Origin of the sequence: Pseudarthrobacter sp. B907 (genome assembly GCF_040137805.1) — a bacterium.
Lineage (GTDB): Bacteria > Actinomycetota > Actinomycetes > Actinomycetales > Micrococcaceae > Arthrobacter.
In genome coordinates this window covers 70,771-88,163 of record NZ_JBEEQE010000007.1, presented here as the reverse complement: position 1 = coordinate 88,163, position 17,393 = coordinate 70,771, and the positions used below count along the sequence as shown (strand labels likewise).

Sequence of the window (17,393 nt, the reverse complement as noted above, 5' to 3'; positions counted from 1 at the left end):
CGCCGATGGCGCCCTTGGGCGGCCACTTTAGCGGTCAGCAGTGCTGACCGCGGACATATTGGAATCGCGAGTTGAAGCGGTGAAGACCATGCGAGTCGAAGCCCGGGCGAATCAAGCCCAACAAGAACAAGTCCACCAAGGGACCATCGATGTATCCTTGCGCGGTGCCCCCGAGCCCGCCGCGCGTGCAGTCCCGGTCGATCAGATCATGGTGGCCGTGGACGGGGTGCAGCGCTACGTCGTCTCGCACCTGTCGCGCATCGGGCGTGCGTGCGATGTGGACGACGTCATGCAGGACATCCGCGTGGCCGTCTGGGATGGAGTAACGCGAGGTCAATACAGGCAGCTTCCCGGGGTACCATTCGGCGCGTGGGTCCAGGGCGTGTGCGCGAACGTATGCGCGGCACACATCCGCCGGGAGATGACCCACCAGACGCTACCGCTGCTCCTGGACCCAGAGGCCGATGGTTGTCCGTCACTCGACGCAGTCACGCTGCTCGGTATGTACCGTGGGGCTGATCGAAGCGCTGAGAAGTTCATCGACCAGCAGTGGGCGCGGACGATTATTGAACTGACCCGGGAGAGCGTTCCTGGGGGAGTGTGGGAACTTGCCGTGGACGGTCTCACCGGGCCGCGGCGGTACGGTCCGCCGTCGCCGCAGGACCGCCGGCGGTGGCACGCAGCGACGGTGGTCCGCCAGACGGCGAGGACTGTTCAAAGCGCGCTGGAGGTTGACCACGCCAGCATCCGGAACATCCGGGACGTCTGCGAGCAGGCAGCAGAGTGCTTGCCTACACAGGTGCTCCGCCGCACGGCGGCAACGATTGTTCGTCCAGACGTCCGGGGCCCGGAACGAACCAGGGCCGTGGTGACACTGGCCGCCGAGCTCGGCGTCACGGAGCGCTATGTCGCTGTCCAGATCGGCTTCGCCCGGCGGCTGTATCAAACCTCATGGAGGATTCTCCGGGCAGGAATGCGTTCCGCTCGCTGAGTCATGTCCTAACCGGCGGTTCAGGATATGAACGGGACGTGGAGGGTGGAAAGTTGTTTTCTTTGAGAAATGCAATGCCGAGTCTGGGCCGACGCCGGCGATGGTGGTTTCTGGCAATCGTCATGTTCGGCGTGGCAGCAGTCTTGATGGGTCTCCCTCGGCCACAGTCCGGGCCCGCCGCGGAGCCGGTTGCGCCGCCGTCGTCCGCTCTGGCTGCTGAGAATCCGGTTGCGCCGACCCCGAGGCCGCAAAGGGAAACCCCGACGGCGGCTCCGGCCTTTGCGGGGCCCGTTCCGGATGGTGCCCCGCGCACCACCGACTTCCGGCAGCTCGCATCCGCGGCAGCAACGGCGATCTATTCGTGGGACACCCGATCGGCGTCGTACTCGGAGGTTTACTCGCGGGTCCGGGCCTGGTGGAACGTGCTGCCGGACGGCTCCAATCCGCTGGCGGTGCTGGTGCAGGAGTTCGAAGCGACAGGCGTCAACGCCGGATCATTTGCGTTCTTGGCCAGCCAGCAGGCCTACCGCTCCGCCAGCGTCGAGTCGTTGATGTGCGACGCCGAGCTGGCCAAGGTGCGCGAGCAGCCGGCTCCCTGGGCGGGGCTTCATGTGTGCACCGTCTCCCTTCAGGTTCTGGAACAGTCGACGGCAACCCGAAACTCGTACAGAGCCCCTGTCAGCGTGATGGTGAACTGCCCGCCAGCCTCCACGGCACCGAGGGATCGCTGTGCCATGGTCGCCTTCTACGCTTCGCCTAGCAGGATCGTGTACTGATGCCTGCCGCTGTCGTGCTCGCGGGGCTTGCTGGGCGACCGGCTATTTGGCGGGCAATGGTGGCGGCGCTCTCAGCGCTGTTTCTGGCGGGTGCTCTTGCCTTCTGCGCCGCGGTGGCGGTGCTCGGGGCCAATTCAGCAAAAGCCGCGTCTTTCTGCTCACCGACGTCCTTGGGTGGTTCGCCAGCCGCCAGGGCGCCCGCTGCGATTGTCCACGCAGGGAGCCAGCCAAACCTGAATTTGACGGCCCGACAAGCGGCTGTGGCGGAGGACTATATTTCAATCGGCAAGCAGCTGGGAGTACCTCGGGATGGCCAGGTCATCGCGATCATGATGGCTCTCCAAGAATCCAGTTTGAGGGTCCTGGCCAACGCGAACGTGCCTTCTTCGCTCAGTTACCCGAATGACGGTGTGGGCAGCGACCACGATTCTCTGGGCAGTGCCCAACAGCGCCCGGCCGCCGGATGGGGGACCATTGAGCAATTAATGGAATCCACCTACAACGTGCGGGCCTTCTACGGCGGTCCCAATGGCCCCAACCACGGGAGTCCAAGGGGGCTGCTGGATATCCGTGGCTGGCAGTCGATGACCAAAGGCCGAGCTGCCCAGGCGGTCCAAGTGTCCGCCTTCCCGGAACTGTATGCGCGCTGGGAGGCGGAGTGGCGGCCATCGTTGATGCTCTCGATGACGGGACGGCACCGATTCTGTGCAGCGTAGCGCCGAACCTCGCGCCGATGATCCCGGAACCCGCGAATCTGAGCGGGATCCGCAAAGACATCTTGCGAAATACGTTGGAAGGCGTCGGCGGCGCGTATATATGGGGCGGGACCGCATTCAAAGCATGGGACTGCTCCGGCTACGTTCAATGGATCTATCGGCAGGCCGGCATCAATCTCCCGCGTGTGGAGCAATGGCGCGTCGGTGTGAGAACTGACAATCCCCGGCCAGGTGACTTGGTTGTCCAGAACGCCCAAGGGCCGGACAACTGGGGGCACGTGGGCATTTTTGCCGGGAACGGCATGATGTGGAGTGCGCTCAATCCTTCGGTGGGGACGCTGCTGCATCCCATAGCTTGGAATTCGGACGCGGCGTACTTTGATCTCTTGGGCTAAAAACTGGGCTTTCGAGAGTTGACACGATGGCGATGGCTTCGGCGGTTCTCAGCTCGTCATGCTGCGACCTTGGCTTGCTAAGAACGGTGGTTGCGAAGGAAAGACCCAGTGTGGTCCGCGACGCGTCTCTCGGAGCGAGGACTCAGCTAGGATAGTTCCGTTCGCGCTGGGATCAAACGAGGATGTCCTGATCCATTGCCTTGATTTGGGGAGTAGCTATGCCTCTTGATGCCAGTGGTTACCAAATTCTCGGCGCTTCAATTTTCGGGCCTGAACCGCTGTCCGGCATCCATCTTGATGTACGACCGGGGTCAACCATGTTGTACGGAAAGAACGGCACGGGCAAGACTCGACTTCTAGACGCGCTCACCCAAGCTTTCCAGGGTGCCGGTCAGCCAAAGATGGGGTCTCGGACCCGGACTTTGATTCACACGTCGGTTGAAGTCCCGACATCAAGCGGCGACAGCAACTTTGTGTCGGCTCTCTACGGCATGCTCGATATTTCCAGGGACCTTCAGGTGACGGACGAGTATCGTGAAGAGTTCCAATCAGGCGTATTGGGAAGAGTCAATGCTTGGGAAGAGCTCGATCTCGACGATCCCTTAGACTTGATCGAGTACCCCGAGCTCAAAACGAGTCAAGGATTCCACCTTTCTCTGATGCCGTCAGGCACTCCCGAATCGAGCCGATGGACGGTTTACCTGTCGGCCATCCTTGGCGAAGAAGACATTCAGCAGCTCGCGAAATACGGCAACTTTCTCAGCCAGATCCGACGTGCAATGATTGAGGGCACCTCACTGGACGACGAATCCTTGTCGACGACGGCGCCATTTGCGTTGGCTAAAGCAGACGAGTGGTACGCCGAGCCCTTCACCGCAGTTCGTCGCGACGCTGCGCCCGAGTACGTCTCAGCTGGTTCCTCGCCGCTGGATGGATGGCCACCCCACATCCCAGTGCCCTTGGCCGCAATCGGGTACGTCTCAAGGGGCCCCGCTCAAGTATTCGTCAACTCGCTGCCATTGGATGTGATCCAGGAGAAGACGCTGTCACTCGTGTCCAAAAGCCAGTGGAAAGCCCCGATCGTGGAGGCCACGGCGGGATCCGAAATGGTCCTGGCAGAAAGTGTTCAGCAATCCGTTGCCCTGGCAGAGACCGAAACAAACCGGATCCTGAATGTTTTGGCTGACTTTCCATTCTGGCTGAAATTCGACACTCGGAGTCCATCGGACTGGTTCGCTGGCAAACCGCCCCGATGGGTCGCCGTCGCTCGTCATGACGAGGCAACAAAGATGCGGTTGGACGATCTCTCGTTCAGCCAACAGAAGTGGGTCCGGTTCGCGTTGAGCCTGTACCTCAGCAAATCTGATCTCAACGAACCTCGTTTGATCGTCGTGGACGAACCGGAGCAGGGCCTGCACAGGCAGCTCGAGTCTCGAATCTCCAAGGGGCTTCACAGACTCGTTGCAGAATTCGATGACGTTGCTGTCGTGGGCGCGACTCACTCGCCTTCATTTTTGGATCCGCGTCTCGGGTCTCACCTACTTCATCTGACCCTGACTGGACTCGGTGGAACTGTGGTGTCCGATCTGGAAGTCGGTCATCTCAGCCTCGATGAAGAATCCAAGCGCCTTGGTGTCGCCCCCAGTGATATTCTCGCGATGACCCGGGTCGCTCTCGTTGTGGAGGGCACCCACGACCAAATTGTGTTGGAGCAATGTCTATCGGAGCACCTGCGCGCGTCGGGAGCCAGAGTCTTTGTGATGCGCGGGACGGATCACGCAGCCGCGCTACCCGATATGCAGTTTCTGTTTGACGCTCTGGAGGCCCCTATTGTGGTGGTCTTCGACAATGTCGTCCAGAAGCGTGTAATGGCGATCTGGCAGCGAGCTGTTAGTGCATTCCAAGCTAAAAATTCCCGGCTAGCGGAGCGGACCATATCGGAACTCGAATCGAATTCTTCAACTAAGGAAGAGCGCGCGTTGGCTGAGCTTGGCAGACGTGCAATTCGAGTAGGCAGGCTCAGTAGAATCACTCCCTTTGGGCTTGGGCAGCCTGACATCCTCGATTACTTAGCACCGACTCATTTCGGCCTGGAAGACGGCGATTGGCAGACGTACAAGGCCGGATTCAGGGCTCGAAGGAAGCCAAGCGAGTCGTTCAAAGACTTCCTCCGACGTGAATATGGGGCCAAGATTAGTATTGACGCCGTTAGGCACGCAGCGAAGGCTATGGGCGCACTGCCCGACGACTTGGCGGACCTCGGCGTCTTGGTTCGGAAGCTCGGTTTTCTTGGAGCGATCGACGACCTGGAAGCTGCTGTAGCTGACGACTGACTCTGATCGCACAGCTACTGGTCATGTTGGCGTCAGGCACCGATAACTGATCGTCCTTGGGCGCTTCTGGGCACTTCGTCATGCTTGGCCTACGATCGGGGAATGACGATCAGACTGGACGAAGTCGGCAACCTTTACTCAATGAATGACTGCTACAGCTGTGACAATGAGGGACCTCACTACTCGTCCTTCGTCGTCAACGGCAGACCTGCTTTTCAGTGTGCCCGGTGCATGGGCCCGGTCAGCGACAATTCGCCGGTTCCGTCCATATGGCTGCCCGGAAGTCCAGGGTAGGGGCGTAGTCCGGATAGCCGCTTAGACCTGTAGCCAGTAGATGGACTGAGGACAGCGCAGCCGATGAACGCCAATTCCTCGGCTAAGGGAACAAAGACGCCACTCGGTGTGATTCCCGGCGCTATTTGTCACACTGCAGACCGTCGGCTCTGCCCGGCTTCAGTGACGCGGGTAGGTGTTCGCAATGCTCGGCCCCTGCGGTGGCGATATCACGTTGACCTTGGGGCACTTGGTTTGGGTCGTCAGGTCGGTGAAATTCGAGACGGTGTACTTGGGGTCCGAGTACCAGGCGATGGTCTTGGTCAGGATCGTTGAGCTGACGCCCTTCTGGGTGAACGTGTAGCTAATCGTCTGCCCGGGCTGGAGTGCCAGTGTCGACGGTCGCGGGACGCCGGGCGGCGGGCTGAAATCGAATTCGCCCCTGAATCCGTTCATGGTCGTGCGCCCGTCAACGTCCAGGCCTTCGATGTAAGGCACATAGAGCGGGATGTCTACCGCAGCGGTCGTTTTGTTGGAGATGCTCCCATGCCCGAGGATATCCACATACCAAATGTCAGTGACCAACTCGTGTTCGTTGGGAAAGGCGACGTCCATAATGCCGGAAACCACCATCCCGGCCGGGCAAGACGGCGTCACCTGGGCGGGTGGCGCCGGTGCTGCAGGCCGCTGTGGAGGAATTGGGGCGGGCTGGGCTACGGCAGGAGATGCGGGAAGGCGTGGAGCCGGAGATGTGACCGTGGCCGTGGGAGTAGCCACCGCGGAGGGAAGGGCGGGCGGAGCCGGCCTGAGCGTGTGGGTGGAGGTCGGCGCTGCTGTCGCCTCGATCTTTTGAGTCCCTTCCGGGGACGATTTGGCGGCCGCAGCACCCGCAGAGTTGCGCCGGGATTCAACCACGCCTGCGATGACCGCTGCGGCCGCCACTGTTAAGCCGAGAACGGATAGTGAAACGATCAATACTATCCGCGCCGTTCTACTCATTCCGTTGGCCCCATATCGCGAGTGTACTTCTGTCCCATTCGTCCCGATAGCCCTACGCTGCTTGCGGGACGGACGCGCGGCCGTCGATCCTATTCTTCATAGCCCAGGCCAGCAACGGCACGGACCGGATTGAATCGTTACCCTGCATAGGGCAAGAAATCGCGGCAGGTCATGTCGCCCCATCCCGCCGCCTCCATGAAGTCGTGAACCCAAACCCCTCACGCCCTTCGAAACAACAGATGGAGCTCCCGATGTTCTTGGCAGCTGTAGACCCCGGAATCACCCCCAACGCCAGCTTTCCCTTTCTTGAATCACTGAAGCAGATCGGCGGCGGCATCCTGGTCGGCGCGTTCATAGTGATCGCCATTGTCGCAATCGTCGGGGCGGCGATGCTTCTGGCAGGGAAGCTGAGCCAATCCTCGCGACTGGCGTCGGGCGGCGGCATGATCCTGCTCTGGACTGGCCCCGTGGCCGCGATCTTGGGCGGCATCAACGGCTACATCCTCTGGTCCCAGACAGCGTTCAACCTCGGATTTTAGGCCCCGACCGTCATGCCGGTTCAGTGTGATCTGAATGGATGGTGGCCGCCCGGGTGCGGTCTCGTGTCCCAGGCCAACGATGGTGTTGAAAGTTCCATCACGTCGTTCTTCGCGAACATTTTGCAGAACGTCGCCGCCTGGATCTGGTCGTTCATCACGGGCGCTTTCAGCGTCTCGGATGTAGATGATTCGCAGTGGAACGCTATCGAAGGGCTGACGAACTGGTGGGTGGTCATCATGCTCACGCCGCTCGTCGTCGTCATGATCCTCCAACTGCTCTCTGCCCTCATCAGCCAGCAGCCCCGACGTCTGGCGCGGGCGCTCGCGGGCGGCGCCGCCGCTATCCCCATGGTCGCGGGCGCCGTCTACCTGGTACGCCAGCTCACCAAGGACAGCGATGAGGCGTCGTCGGCGCTGCTCGGCTCTCTGGGAACGGACCCGTACGTGCTATTCATGCGGCTCTTCGGCTTCGAGAAGGCTCCCGCCGGCTCTGGCCGGGAGTGGAACGTTGTGGCACTGGCGCCCGGGTCTACTGGGGGCGCTGCCGGGGCGGTCGTCGTCACCGCCTTGGCCGTCATCGTGGTCTGGGCTCTGGCCTTCATTCTGATGTGCTCGATGATCTTCCGGTCGTTCGCCCTCATCGTGCTGGCCGCCGTCGCCCCGGTGGCGCTGATGCTCATGCCTTGGGAGAAGACGAAATCAATGACGCGTCGGTGGTTAGAGATCGTGGTCGCTCTACTCTTAGCCAAGCCGCTGGCCGCGACGGTGCTCGCGGTGGCCATCAAACTCTTTGCCGAGTCGAAGTCGTTCGCCGGTCTGGCCGCTGGGACGGTCGGCATGGCTCTGGCCTGCGCCGCACCCATGATGGCGCTGCGCCTTGTGAGCTTTGCCGGTGGTGAGTTGGCGGCGGCCGCGCAGACCGCGGGCGGCGGCCACGTTCTGTCCCGGAGTTCTGGCTTCGCGGCCCGGCAGATCAGCCGGCAGACGGGCGGCCGCTTCACGCTCGCTGCCTTGGCCAGCCGGTCGTCGATGAACCGCCCCATCCAGTCCAGCAGGTCGGTCTTCCCCACCAGGACGCTGCCGCCCCGAGTACCGCTGCCCGGGATCGGGACAGGCCCGACGCCGTCGCAGGCGTCCGGCGGTGGAGGCACCGCAGTGATGCTCGACGCCGGGCCGTCGCCTTCCGACCCCGTGTCGCCGCATGCGCAGAAAGAGCATGAGACAACACGACCGAAGGCGCGCACGTCGCCAAGCGGACCGATGACCGGAGCGGACGTTGAGCCCGCACAGCCGCCGCCCCAGTCCGCACCTGATCGCAAAGCCGTTCCTGCAGCGTCGCCGCCAGTGCGACCGCTGAAGCCGCGGCAACCAATCGTCCAGCCACCCAAGGATGGTGATACCCGTGTCTGAGAACTCCCGGGCCCTCGAGGCAGTCAAATTTCCCAGGTATGAGCGCCGCGGCTTGTTCATGGGTCTGAAGTGGTACCAGTTGCTCTTCCTCGCTGGAGGTGTCCTGGTGGCCAGCACGGCGTCGGCGGTCAGCGGCCCTGCAGGCCTTTTCGCCTCGGGACCGATGTGGCTGGCGCTGATACTCCTCGGGTTGCTGCAGTACTCGCGGATTCCCTACCCCGTGTGGGCCAGCCACGCCGCGCTGTTTTTCGTCAGGATGGCCACGAAACAGACCCGCTTTCTGGTGAGGCCTGAACGGGCTGCCCTGGCCGGGCGGCTGACGCTGCCCGGTGGATTGGGGAACCTGGACGTGCGCCGGACGTCCCGCGGCGAATCGTTCATCGTGGACGCCCGCGGCAGGGAAGCCATCGCCGTTTTGCGGTGCAGCACCAGATCATTCGCACTGTTGGACTCTGATGACAAGGCGTGGGCTGTGCAGTCATGGTCCCGGGTGCAGGCGGGTTTGGCACAGCGCAACAGCGTCGCGAGAATCGCCGTGCAGGATTACACGGTTCCGTATCCCTCGTCGGCGCTGCGCGACTTCTATGACCGGACCGTCACGAACGCGAACCGCGATGGCGAACTCACCTGGGGACAGCGCGCGTACGAGGATCTGATCTCCGCAGCCGGTTCGGCGATGAGCCATGACCTCCTGCTCGCGATCGTCATGGACACAGGAAAGGCTCGACGCCGGATCAGAGAGGCCGGCAGGGGACTGGTCGGCGTCGAACGGGTGCTGCGCCTGGAGGTCGAGGCCATGACCACCGCACTGGGCACCCACAATGTCAGGGTGGAGGAGTGGCTGTCGGAGGCGGGCATCCTCGACGTCGTCCGTGGTGCCTTCGATCCGGCCGCAGTTTCAGCGCCTGACCACCAGAACGACGGCGAGCCCAACGCGCCAAGTCTCCCGGCCGGTCCCATGGCTGTGGAGGAGCACTGGAGATACCTCCGCACGGACACGGGCTTTCATCAAACCTTCTGGATCGCCGAGTGGCCCCGGCAGAAAGTCTTCCCTGGCTTCTTGCATCCGCTGATCTATGTCGGCGATTTTCGCCATACGGTGACCGAGGTGATCCGGGCGGTACCCACAACTGAGGCATTGCGGGACATCCGATCCGCCCAGGAAGCCCACGAAACCAGGCGACGGATCAACACGCGTTTCGACAGGCCGCTCACCCGTGAGCAACGGGCCGAGGAGGAAGAAGTTGCCCAACGGGAGGAAGAGATCGTCGCAGGCCACGGCGACGTCCGTCCGGCGGCCTACGTGACCATCACGGCCCCCACCCTTGAAGATTTGGCCCGGCACCGACAGGAACTGGAATCTGCCGCGGCAGGCGCGTTCGTCGAACTGCGCCTGTTGGCCGGGCAGCAGTGGGCCGCGTTCGTCGCCGGTGCGCTCCCATTTGGGCGAGGGCTGCGATGACGCGGGCCAGTCAGTCGGTTCAGTTTGTACCGGCCGGTGGGACCCGCGAGGAGCGGAAGGAACGACGTCGACGCTCGGCCGCCGCGGACATCCCGCCATGGGAGGCGGCGCTGCACGCCCTGGGAGAGAGGGCAGATTCTGCGCTCAACAGGAACGAGCTCGGCGATTGGGGAAGCAGCGAAGTCAACTCCCTGCGAGGCCCGCATCGACTCCGCCCTGCACCACACCGTGCATCCACAATGACCTTCGCCGCGGCCTATCCGTTCATCACCGAATCAGGCTTGGGCCACGAAGGAACCTACATTGGCACTGACGTGTTCGGGTCCGGGGCCTTTGCCTATGATCCGTGGATTCTCTATGACAAGGGCGTCATCAGCGGTCCTTCGATCGTCGTTATCGGCACCGTTGGGACCGGTAAGTCGATGTGCGGAAAATCGTTGGTGGCTCGGTCGATCACGCTGGGGCGGAAGGCCGCCGTCGCATCCGATCCCAAGGGTGAGTGGGTCGCCGTCGCCAATGCCGTGGGCGGAAAGGTCATTTCCGTTGGTCCGGGCCGTACCGCCCGCGTCAACCCTCTCGACGCGGGACCACGCTCCAGCGCCCTTGGCGAGGCGCAATGGCAGGCGGTGGTCCGGCAACGCCGTCGCTACCTGCTGGTAGCACTGGTCTCCCTCATGAGGCAAGGGATGCCGCTCAGCCCTGTCGAGCACACAGCACTGGACATGGCTCTGATGGAGACCGTTGCCGAGAACTCGAGTCCCACACTGCCCATGGTGCTGGACCACCTGCTGAACCCGTCCAACGAAACCATCGGGTTGATCGGCAAGGACGGGGGACAGGCTGTCAGCCACTCCCTGCGCCGCACAGTTTCCGGTGACCTGGAGGGGATGTTTGATGCTCCGTCCACCGTCTCCTTCGATGCCGAGGCGCCCATGATGGTGATGGACACGTCGGCGCTGATCGGTGCCTCGGAGCAGGCGCTATCGCTTGCGGCGGCGTGCGGTGCCACCTGGCTGGAAGCAGCGGTCACCAATCCCGACGGCGGCAAACGGCTGGTGGTGTACGACGAAGGCTGGCGAATGTTGGCCGACCCATACATGCTCGCCAAGATGAGCGAGCAATGGCGCCTTGCCCGTACCTACGGCATCGCCAACCTGCTGATCATGCACAAAGTCGCCGACCTCAACGAAATCGGCGACAGCACCAGCGGCCACCGCCAAAAGGCCCTCGGCCTGCTTACCGAAGCAGACACCAGAATCATTTACCGGCAAAAGCACGACGCCATGCGCCTGACCAAAGAGGCACTCGGGCTGACGGAGGCCGAATGCGAGCATGTAGAGAACCTTCCCAAAGGCGTCGGACTCTGGAAGGTGGGGAACCGGTCCTTCATTGTCGCCAACCGGGTTACCACCGATGAGCTGGCAGTCTTCGGCACCGACGACCGGATGATCTGAGGCCGGGCATGAACCGGCGAAGTACTGAAACCCCTTTGGTTACGGCAGGGCTGATGGCCGCGGCCGGCTATGTCTGTCTGTGCGTATTCGTCCAAGCAGCCGCCCAAACTCTGACGCTCTGGCGGTGCGGCGGCAGTCCGCCGTCGCCCTTTAACCCAGCTGCCGCCGTCGGGCTCCTTGTCGACCGCATCGATTGGATTGTCCGCCAACCACAGGGATGCGACGTCGGCACCGGCTCCGTCTGGTGGGTGATCGGGCCACTGCTCCTCCTCATGGCGGCGCTCGCCGTCGGCTGTTTCCTGGCCTGGCAAAGGTGGAGACAATCCGGCGCGTGGCTGCGCCAGGACATCCTGAACCGCGAAGGGATCGCCCAGCGTGCCGAAATACTCCACGACTTCGGAGCCAGAGCCGTCCGGAGGCGGGGCAAATTCACCAGGCCAGGCTTGGCCAAGCCACGGATCCAGGACGTCGCGTGGACTTTGGGCCGATCCCGCGGTGTCACGGTCCACGTCTCCACCGAGGAATCGATGGTCATCCAGGGCGCACCGCGCTCAGGCAAGGGTCTCTACGTGGTCATCAACGCCATCCTCGACGCTCCCGGCGCCGTCGTCACCACGTCGACCCGCGCCGACAACCTGGTGGTCACCATGACAGCCCGGGCACGCGGCGGCAAGCCTGTCACCGTATTCGACCCGCAAGGAATGTCCGGACTGCCCTCAACACTTCGCTGGTCTCCCGTCCGCGGCTGCCAGGACCCGGACATCGCCACACGCCGCGCCCTCGTCATCACAGCGGACACAGAGATGAAAGGCGAAAACGCCGCGTGGCAAAAGCGCTCGCTGATTATCCTGCAATGCCTCCTCCATGCTGCTGCATTATCCGGAGAGGGCGTCCGCGCGTTTCGCCGTTGGTCGTCGAGTCCGGTCTTGGCGCGTGAGGCGCTGGAGGTCCTCGGCCGGCCCGAGGCTGCGTTGGGATGGCAGGCCGATCTGATGGGAATCCTTGAGGACGACCCCAGAAACACGTCCAACTCCTGGATTGGAGTCTCGGCCGCTGTCGCGCCGCTGTCATCGCCCAAAGTGCTCGCCGCCCTGGATCCCCGGGATGAGTCCGAGGAATTCGACCCAAAGTCGTTCATCCGGGACTGCGGCACGCTCTATCTGATCGGCACCCGAGCCGGAGCAGCCGCTGCAGGGTCGTACCTTTCAGCACTGATTGACGACATCGACAGTGCTGCCCGCGAGATGGCATTCGTCTCGCCCGGTGGCAGGCTGGATCCACCCTTGTCCCTGATCCTGGACGAGATTGCCAATCTGGCACCGTGGCCGGGCCTGCCCATCGCACTCTCTGACGGCGGCGGCATCGGAATCTCCACACTGGTGGTCCTCCAGTCGCTGTCCCAGGCGCGCACCGGCTGGTCCATCGATGAGGCCGCAACCATTTGGGACTCGTCCATCATCAAGGTGATCTTCGGTGGCGGCTCCGACGAACGTGACCTCCGCTCGCTGGCCGGACTGCTGGGGGAGCGGAGCCTGACCCTGAACACCCGTTCCTGGTCCGCGCAAGGCCGGCAGGACGGCGAACAGATCAGGGAGAGCCCAGTCCTGCCGCTCCATGAGATCAGGCGCCTACCGGTCGGCACAGCCCTGATGCTCGGGCGCCGGACCCGCCCCATCCTGTTGGACCTGCGCGAATGGCATAAACGCAAAGACGCTGCCGAGCTCGGGCGGTCAAAGCTCGAGCTCGAACGGGCCTTGGCCGATGGTCACCGCTTACGGCAGCAAACAACCGAGGAGGTCACCGATGGCCGGCCATGACGACGTCGAACGTTTTGAGATTCCGTCAGCCGGAGCCGACGACGACCTGACCGCTGAGCTCTTCCGCTCCGCATTCCGGCCACCGGCCCGAACGCCGGGCGTGACGTATCGTTGGCGGCAGATGACTGCCGCGCAGGCCGGAAGCGTTTGGCGAGCCCTGGCCATCTGGGTCAGATGGCTTGTTGGCACGTATCAGCTGACGACCTCGGTGGTCCCGGATTGCTGGTGGCGTCATTCCGAGATTGTGGCCGAGCTCTATGCCCTGCAGCGGGCGGAACTGGCTTCCTACGCCGGCGACGATCCCGGGTTCGGACCGCTGGCCTTTCACGAGCGCCTGCCACACGCCGTCGAACGGCTCCGGATACATACCCGGACGGCCGGTTGTGTGGGATTGCAGGCGCACAAGGAACCGACGCCGAGAATCCTTCGGCCGGACGCGCCGGACTTCGTTGAGTGGCAGGCAGCTACCCACCAGATCGGGGACGAATTCTGAAGTCATGCTGTTCGCGCCTCGCAGGACATGAATAGGTAATCCGCTGGGCAGTCCCGGCGGGATCCCGAGAAGCATGGAGGGCGGCTGTCGTGGCCCCTGAAGTTGAAGACGTATCCAGCGATGTGGTGGCAGAGGCCGCGCCAAGGCCGAGCGAATCTGACAGTGCGCGGATGTCACCGGAAGAGCGCATCACTTCCTTGACAGAGGGTCTCCACAAAATCCTGGAAGAGGCCGTCGACTCTCCATCGCATTGGCAGGTGCTGCTGGACGCCTCAGCCACGTTATGGCGCTACTCGGGCGGCAACGTAGCTTTGCTCATGATGCAGATGGCCCAGCGCGGCACCGAGGGGCCCACCCTGGTTGCCGGGTACAAGGAGTGGGAACGCCACGGCCGCACCGTCGTACGGGGCGAGCACGCTCTGTGGGTGATCGCTCCCCGCACGTCACGAGTCCAGCAGGTGACCCTTCCTGACGGTACCCGGCGGCACGTTCCTCTTGGCGAGAAGCTGCCGCAAGGGCGCTGTCGACGATGGGAAGAAGACAATCATCGTAGGTTGGCGCGGCCAGGCAGTCTTTGACGTCTCCCAGACGCAGGGGACTCCATTGCTGGTACCTCGCGCTATCGACGGACCAGGGGCGGACGCCGGCGAGCTTTGGCAATCCCTTGTAGAAGTCGTGAGCCGGCATGGCTTCAGGGTCGACGTCACGGATGCCCAGTACGGGCTGACGAGTGGCTTTACGGATTTCACCCAGCATAGGGTCCAGGTTGGTGCCTGGCTGGGCTCCGAGGAGCGCGCGGCGGTCCTTGCCCACGAGCTTGGGCATGTGCTGCTCCACGGGCCAAACGACGAGGTCGGCCGGTTGTACGGCAGTAGCGCGGACCATCGCGGGCTGGCCGAAATCGAGGCCGAATCCGTTGCCTACACGGTACTGAGGGCCCACGGGATCGACCGCGGCGAGCAATCAGCGCTTTACCTGTTGGGATGGGCAGACGCCGTAATCCGCACTCAGCGTTCCGCATTCGAACAGGACATGTACAGTGCACACCCAACCTCCCGGGTGGATGTAGCCAAGTCGGTCCTTGGCCGTGTCACGGCAGCTACCAAAGGCATCCTCGAAATCACCAATCCACCTGGATTCGGAGGGAAGATCGCGGCCGTTGATGCCGACCCCCGGGTCAACCAGCCGACGACGTATGCAGGAGTGGAAGGGCCAGTCAGGTCGGCCGATGGACCGGTGATGGCCGGACCGTGAGGACCGCACTATCTGTCCGGTGGGAGAGCCCTACCGGCTTTGGAAGGGACAAGAACAATGAGCACCAAGATCCCGGTCAGCATCGCCGGCAACCTCGTGGCCGATCCCGAGCTCAGCTTCGGCGAAAGCGGAGTGGCCCACGCCAAGATGCGTGTGGCCGTCAACCAGCGAATCCAAGGGGCGGACGGCGCTTGGCATGACGGGGAACCCGTCTTCCACAATGTCTCAGCGTTCCGTGCATTGGCGGAGAACTCGGCGAACTCTCTAAAGAAGGGAGACCCGGTCACCGTCGCAGGCGAGCTGGAATTCCGCTCGTACGAGAAGGACGGCGAACGCCGTGAAGCACGCCGAATCGTGGCTGACACCATAGGGCCGGACCTTCGCTTCGGCACTGCGGTCTATCAGCGGGCGACGCACACGGTGGCTGCGGGGTCCGATGCCAAAATTCAGGCTGGCCTCGAGATGCCCAGCGTGGAAGAGACTGCTTCCCCGGCCTACAACATCGCGTCTAAAGGCCCGGTGGTGGTGCCCCCTTTTGGGGTCGCGGCGGGGAATGAGATGAGCTATTGAACCTGGAAAGGCCCGACTGAATGACAGGGGTGGAAGGTTGACGCAGCGAGACAGCTTAGGGAGCGGGAGCGGCTTCTGATCACGCTGCTGAGTTGGCCCAGTTCAAAGTTCAGACCCCGAGGGTCCCCTGCTGTTGAGAACGCGCTCAGTAGGGGACCCTCGGGGGTGAAAATCACAGACATGCGCCCAGCAAGACATGGCTTGGGTGAAAGGGGCTAGTGATAATCCCCGGAGGTTCGTCGCCTGCTGGCCTGCTTGGCTACAAGCAGTAGGTGAGATTCCAAGCTGAATGCCAAGTTGGCGGCCTGGCGTCCACGATGAGAAGGACAAGGCCGTGGTGACGTGTCTCACCATAGGATGCAGGTATGTCTGAAACTCCGAAGATCCGCCGCTTCCTGACCATCGACCAAATCGCTGAGGAGCTGAACGTCAGCGATGTCCAGGTTCGCGCGCTGCTCAAGAGTGGGGAGCTTCGCGGCATCCAGGTGGGTGGCCGGGGCGTCTGGCGGATCGGGGTCAACGACGTAGAAGACTACATTGCTGAAGCGTACCGAAAGACGGGGGAACGGATTGCTGCCGGAGACTTGAAGGCTGGAGATCCGAACGAGGTAGCCTGAACTGGCTTAGCTTTGGGCGGATGCTCGCCGGACCTGACGGCCGAAGTTCTGCAGCTGGAAGGCTTTATACCGCTTGTCCACCGAGCCGTGTCGCCTTAGTCGCTGTTCATTTGTGGTGCCCAGAGATGGTCTGCGACCAGTCATGGTCGAATTGGCCTTCGTCTAGAACGTCAAGTTCGTTGCGCGGGCCTGCGACCGGAAGCGGGCCGGCCGAAGACTATCTCGGACCATAACCCGCCTCTGGTGCGAATTTCTGCTGGACTGACCTGCATCTTCAATCCGATGCCAGGCATTGCTCCCGGAATTGATCGCCCCGAATACTCCTCTGTGTGGGGAGTCCAGCAAACAAAATGACAATGCGCCGACTGTTGACGGGTACGGTCAAACGAACGAAGGAGCTCTCGGCGGCTCGTCCGAAGACCCGTACCCCGATCCTGATTCACCCCTCGACGCGGTCCGCGCACCCGGCAAGGACGGCAAGCAGTGGGTCCGGTCGTATCCCTGCCAGGAATGTTCCCGCTGGGATCTGACCGAAAAGAAGCTCACCGGCAAGGGTTCCACGGTGGGAGCGTCAGGCATCACTGATCCTGTGATGAACCGCGCCGACGGCCGCCGCTTCGTGCCCTGCCGTCCCGCCAGCCCGGCAGTGAAGCATTCAGCTGGGCTTCCCGTTCCGGGATAAGCGTTCCCTGGCGGCGGCTGATCCGCTGCACGTGCACCCACACACCCAGGACCCGTTCCTGCTCTGTCGCGAAGTCCTTGTGCCGCGGCCAGTCATTGCCGGCCGTCAGGTACTCGACCAGTTCGGCCCGCCGGCGGTCCCAGCGGGCGGCGTTGTCTGCACTTCGGGTCGTTACCGAGTCCCACCCGGGGATGACGGCCAGGCCTTCCCGGTAGACGGGGGAGAGGGTGCCTGCGGCAGCGTTCTGCCGACGTGTGTGAAGCCAGGATCCCAAGGCCCGCTCCCGGGCAGTCTTCCCGCCGGTCGTCGGCAGCCGGCCCTCCGCCTGGTAGAACGCGATGGTGGCGTTCAGGTTCCGCAGCCCAGCCGAGGTGATCCGGGTGACTGCGCCCAAGGCTTTCTTGTGCGCCTCCCGCAGGCCCGGCTCGGCCTGTCCGGCGAGATGGAGGTGGTACCGGACGGAGCTCTCGGCCGCGCCCGCGCCGGCGGCGATCTTCGGGGACGGGATGCCCATCCGGTACATCTGAACCCACTCGGGGTCCGGCGCGCGGCGCTTAGCCTTTGTCATGGGCGCCTTCACGACGGACACGCGTGGCCATGATGATCCGGACT

At 63.1% G+C, this 17,393-nt stretch carries 17 protein-coding genes; 15 read left to right on the top strand and 2 right to left on the bottom strand.

All coding sequences use genetic code 11. The features are described 5' to 3' along the window. Positions 1–40 precede the first annotated feature (40 nt). The 5 genes from ABLI39_RS08130 (at position 41) to ABLI39_RS08110 (ending at position 5,211) form a co-directional block, all read left to right on the top strand. A complete protein-coding gene (locus ABLI39_RS08130) occupies positions 41–991 on the top strand; it encodes an RNA polymerase sigma factor (RefSeq protein WP_349412940.1) in 951 nt (316 codons plus the stop codon). Positions 992–1,413: 422 nt separating this feature from the next. Continuing rightward, positions 1,414–1,767, top strand: a complete 354-nt coding sequence (locus ABLI39_RS08125; RefSeq protein WP_349412939.1) for a hypothetical protein — start codon at positions 1,414–1,416, stop codon at positions 1,765–1,767. Beyond that, positions 1,767–2,483, top strand: a complete 717-nt coding sequence (locus ABLI39_RS08120; RefSeq protein ID WP_349412938.1) for a hypothetical protein — start codon at positions 1,767–1,769, stop codon at positions 2,481–2,483. Before ABLI39_RS08125 ends, ABLI39_RS08120 begins: the two co-directional genes overlap by 1 nt. A 17-nt stretch (positions 2,484–2,500) precedes the next feature. After that, the gene (locus ABLI39_RS08115) at positions 2,501–2,878 is read left to right on the top strand and encodes a C40 family peptidase (RefSeq protein ID WP_349412937.1); all 378 of its coding nucleotides are present in this window, start codon (positions 2,501–2,503) and stop codon (positions 2,876–2,878) included. A gap of 218 nt (positions 2,879–3,096) precedes the next feature. Continuing rightward, on the top strand, positions 3,097–5,211 hold the full coding sequence (locus ABLI39_RS08110; RefSeq protein WP_349412936.1) for an AAA family ATPase: 2,115 nt from the start codon (positions 3,097–3,099) through the stop codon (positions 5,209–5,211). 453 nt (positions 5,212–5,664) lie between these two features. Here ABLI39_RS08110 and ABLI39_RS08105 read toward each other — a convergent pair whose 3' ends face one another. Further along, positions 5,665–6,099 (bottom strand): hypothetical protein, encoded by a 435-nt coding sequence (locus ABLI39_RS08105; RefSeq protein ID WP_349412935.1) that lies wholly within the window; start codon positions 6,097–6,099, stop codon positions 5,665–5,667. Between the two features lie 635 nt (positions 6,100–6,734). On the opposite strand from ABLI39_RS08105, the gene ABLI39_RS08100 reads away from it, so the two are divergent. The 10 genes from ABLI39_RS08100 (at position 6,735) to ABLI39_RS08055 (ending at position 16,099) form a co-directional block, all read left to right on the top strand. Further along, complete coding sequence (locus ABLI39_RS08100) at positions 6,735–7,022, top strand: hypothetical protein (protein WP_349412934.1); 288 nt, start codon at positions 6,735–6,737, stop codon at positions 7,020–7,022. A gap of 63 nt (positions 7,023–7,085) precedes the next feature. Further along, a complete protein-coding gene (locus ABLI39_RS08095; protein ID WP_349412933.1) occupies positions 7,086–8,432 on the top strand; it encodes a type IV secretion system protein in 1,347 nt (448 codons plus the stop codon). Beyond that, positions 8,425–9,894: an SCO6880 family protein gene (locus tag ABLI39_RS08090; RefSeq protein ID WP_349412932.1), complete on the top strand. Its 1,470-nt coding sequence runs from the start codon at positions 8,425–8,427 to the stop codon at positions 9,892–9,894. The genes ABLI39_RS08095 and ABLI39_RS08090 overlap by 8 nt, the downstream gene beginning before the upstream one ends. 239 nt (positions 9,895–10,133) lie before the next feature. Beyond that, the gene (locus ABLI39_RS08085; protein ID WP_349412931.1) at positions 10,134–11,348 is read left to right on the top strand and encodes a putative type IV secretion/conjugal transfer ATPase; all 1,215 of its coding nucleotides are present in this window, start codon (positions 10,134–10,136) and stop codon (positions 11,346–11,348) included. An 8-nt stretch (positions 11,349–11,356) separates the two neighbouring features. Further along, on the top strand, positions 11,357–13,165 hold the full coding sequence (locus ABLI39_RS08080; RefSeq protein WP_349412930.1) for a type IV secretory system conjugative DNA transfer family protein: 1,809 nt from the start codon (positions 11,357–11,359) through the stop codon (positions 13,163–13,165). Next, positions 13,152–13,658 carry a hypothetical protein gene (locus tag ABLI39_RS08075; RefSeq protein ID WP_349412929.1) on the top strand — a complete coding sequence of 169 codons (507 nt, stop codon included), beginning with the start codon at positions 13,152–13,154 and terminating at the stop codon, positions 13,656–13,658. The genes ABLI39_RS08080 and ABLI39_RS08075 overlap by 14 nt, the downstream gene beginning before the upstream one ends. 89 nt (positions 13,659–13,747) lie before the next feature. Further along, positions 13,748–14,236: an ArdC family protein gene (locus ABLI39_RS08070; RefSeq protein WP_349412928.1), complete on the top strand. Its 489-nt coding sequence runs from the start codon at positions 13,748–13,750 to the stop codon at positions 14,234–14,236. Positions 14,237–14,333: 97 nt separating this feature from the next. Continuing rightward, positions 14,334–14,912, top strand: a complete 579-nt coding sequence (locus ABLI39_RS08065; RefSeq protein WP_349412927.1) for an ImmA/IrrE family metallo-endopeptidase — start codon at positions 14,334–14,336, stop codon at positions 14,910–14,912. A gap of 57 nt (positions 14,913–14,969) precedes the next feature. Then, the gene (locus tag ABLI39_RS08060; protein WP_349412926.1) at positions 14,970–15,482 is read left to right on the top strand and encodes a single-stranded DNA-binding protein; all 513 of its coding nucleotides are present in this window, start codon (positions 14,970–14,972) and stop codon (positions 15,480–15,482) included. Between the two features lie 365 nt (positions 15,483–15,847). Continuing rightward, positions 15,848–16,099 (top strand): helix-turn-helix domain-containing protein, encoded by a 252-nt coding sequence (locus tag ABLI39_RS08055; RefSeq protein ID WP_349412925.1) that lies wholly within the window; start codon positions 15,848–15,850, stop codon positions 16,097–16,099. A gap of 578 nt (positions 16,100–16,677) precedes the next feature. Here ABLI39_RS08055 and ABLI39_RS08050 read toward each other — a convergent pair. Continuing rightward, positions 16,678–17,349, bottom strand: a complete 672-nt coding sequence (locus ABLI39_RS08050) for a helicase associated domain-containing protein (protein ID WP_349412924.1) — start codon at positions 17,347–17,349, stop codon at positions 16,678–16,680. Positions 17,350–17,393: the final 44 nt, after the last annotated feature.

Bases quoted from the DNA above. Each gene is read 5' to 3' on its own strand.
- ABLI39_RS08055 (WP_349412925.1), top strand. From the start codon at position 15,848: ATGTCTGAAACTCCGAAGATCCGCCGCTTCCTGACCATCGACCAAATC.
- ABLI39_RS08060 (WP_349412926.1), top strand. From the start codon at position 14,970: ATGAGCACCAAGATCCCGGTCAGCATCGCCGGCAACCTCGTGGCCGAT.
- ABLI39_RS08050 (WP_349412924.1), bottom strand. From the start codon at position 17,349: ATGACAAAGGCTAAGCGCCGCGCGCCGGACCCCGAGTGGGTTCAGATG.
- ABLI39_RS08075 (WP_349412929.1), top strand. From the start codon at position 13,152: ATGGCCGGCCATGACGACGTCGAACGTTTTGAGATTCCGTCAGCCGGA.
- ABLI39_RS08115 (WP_349412937.1), top strand. From the start codon at position 2,501: ATGATCCCGGAACCCGCGAATCTGAGCGGGATCCGCAAAGACATCTTG.
- ABLI39_RS08085 (WP_349412931.1), top strand. From the start codon at position 10,134: ATGACCTTCGCCGCGGCCTATCCGTTCATCACCGAATCAGGCTTGGGC.
- ABLI39_RS08120 (WP_349412938.1), top strand. From the start codon at position 1,767: ATGCCTGCCGCTGTCGTGCTCGCGGGGCTTGCTGGGCGACCGGCTATT.
- ABLI39_RS08110 (WP_349412936.1), top strand. From the start codon at position 3,097: ATGCCTCTTGATGCCAGTGGTTACCAAATTCTCGGCGCTTCAATTTTC.
- ABLI39_RS08105 (WP_349412935.1), bottom strand. From the start codon at position 6,099: ATGGACGTCGCCTTTCCCAACGAACACGAGTTGGTCACTGACATTTGG.
- ABLI39_RS08100 (WP_349412934.1), top strand. From the start codon at position 6,735: ATGTTCTTGGCAGCTGTAGACCCCGGAATCACCCCCAACGCCAGCTTT.
- ABLI39_RS08080 (WP_349412930.1), top strand. From the start codon at position 11,357: ATGAACCGGCGAAGTACTGAAACCCCTTTGGTTACGGCAGGGCTGATG.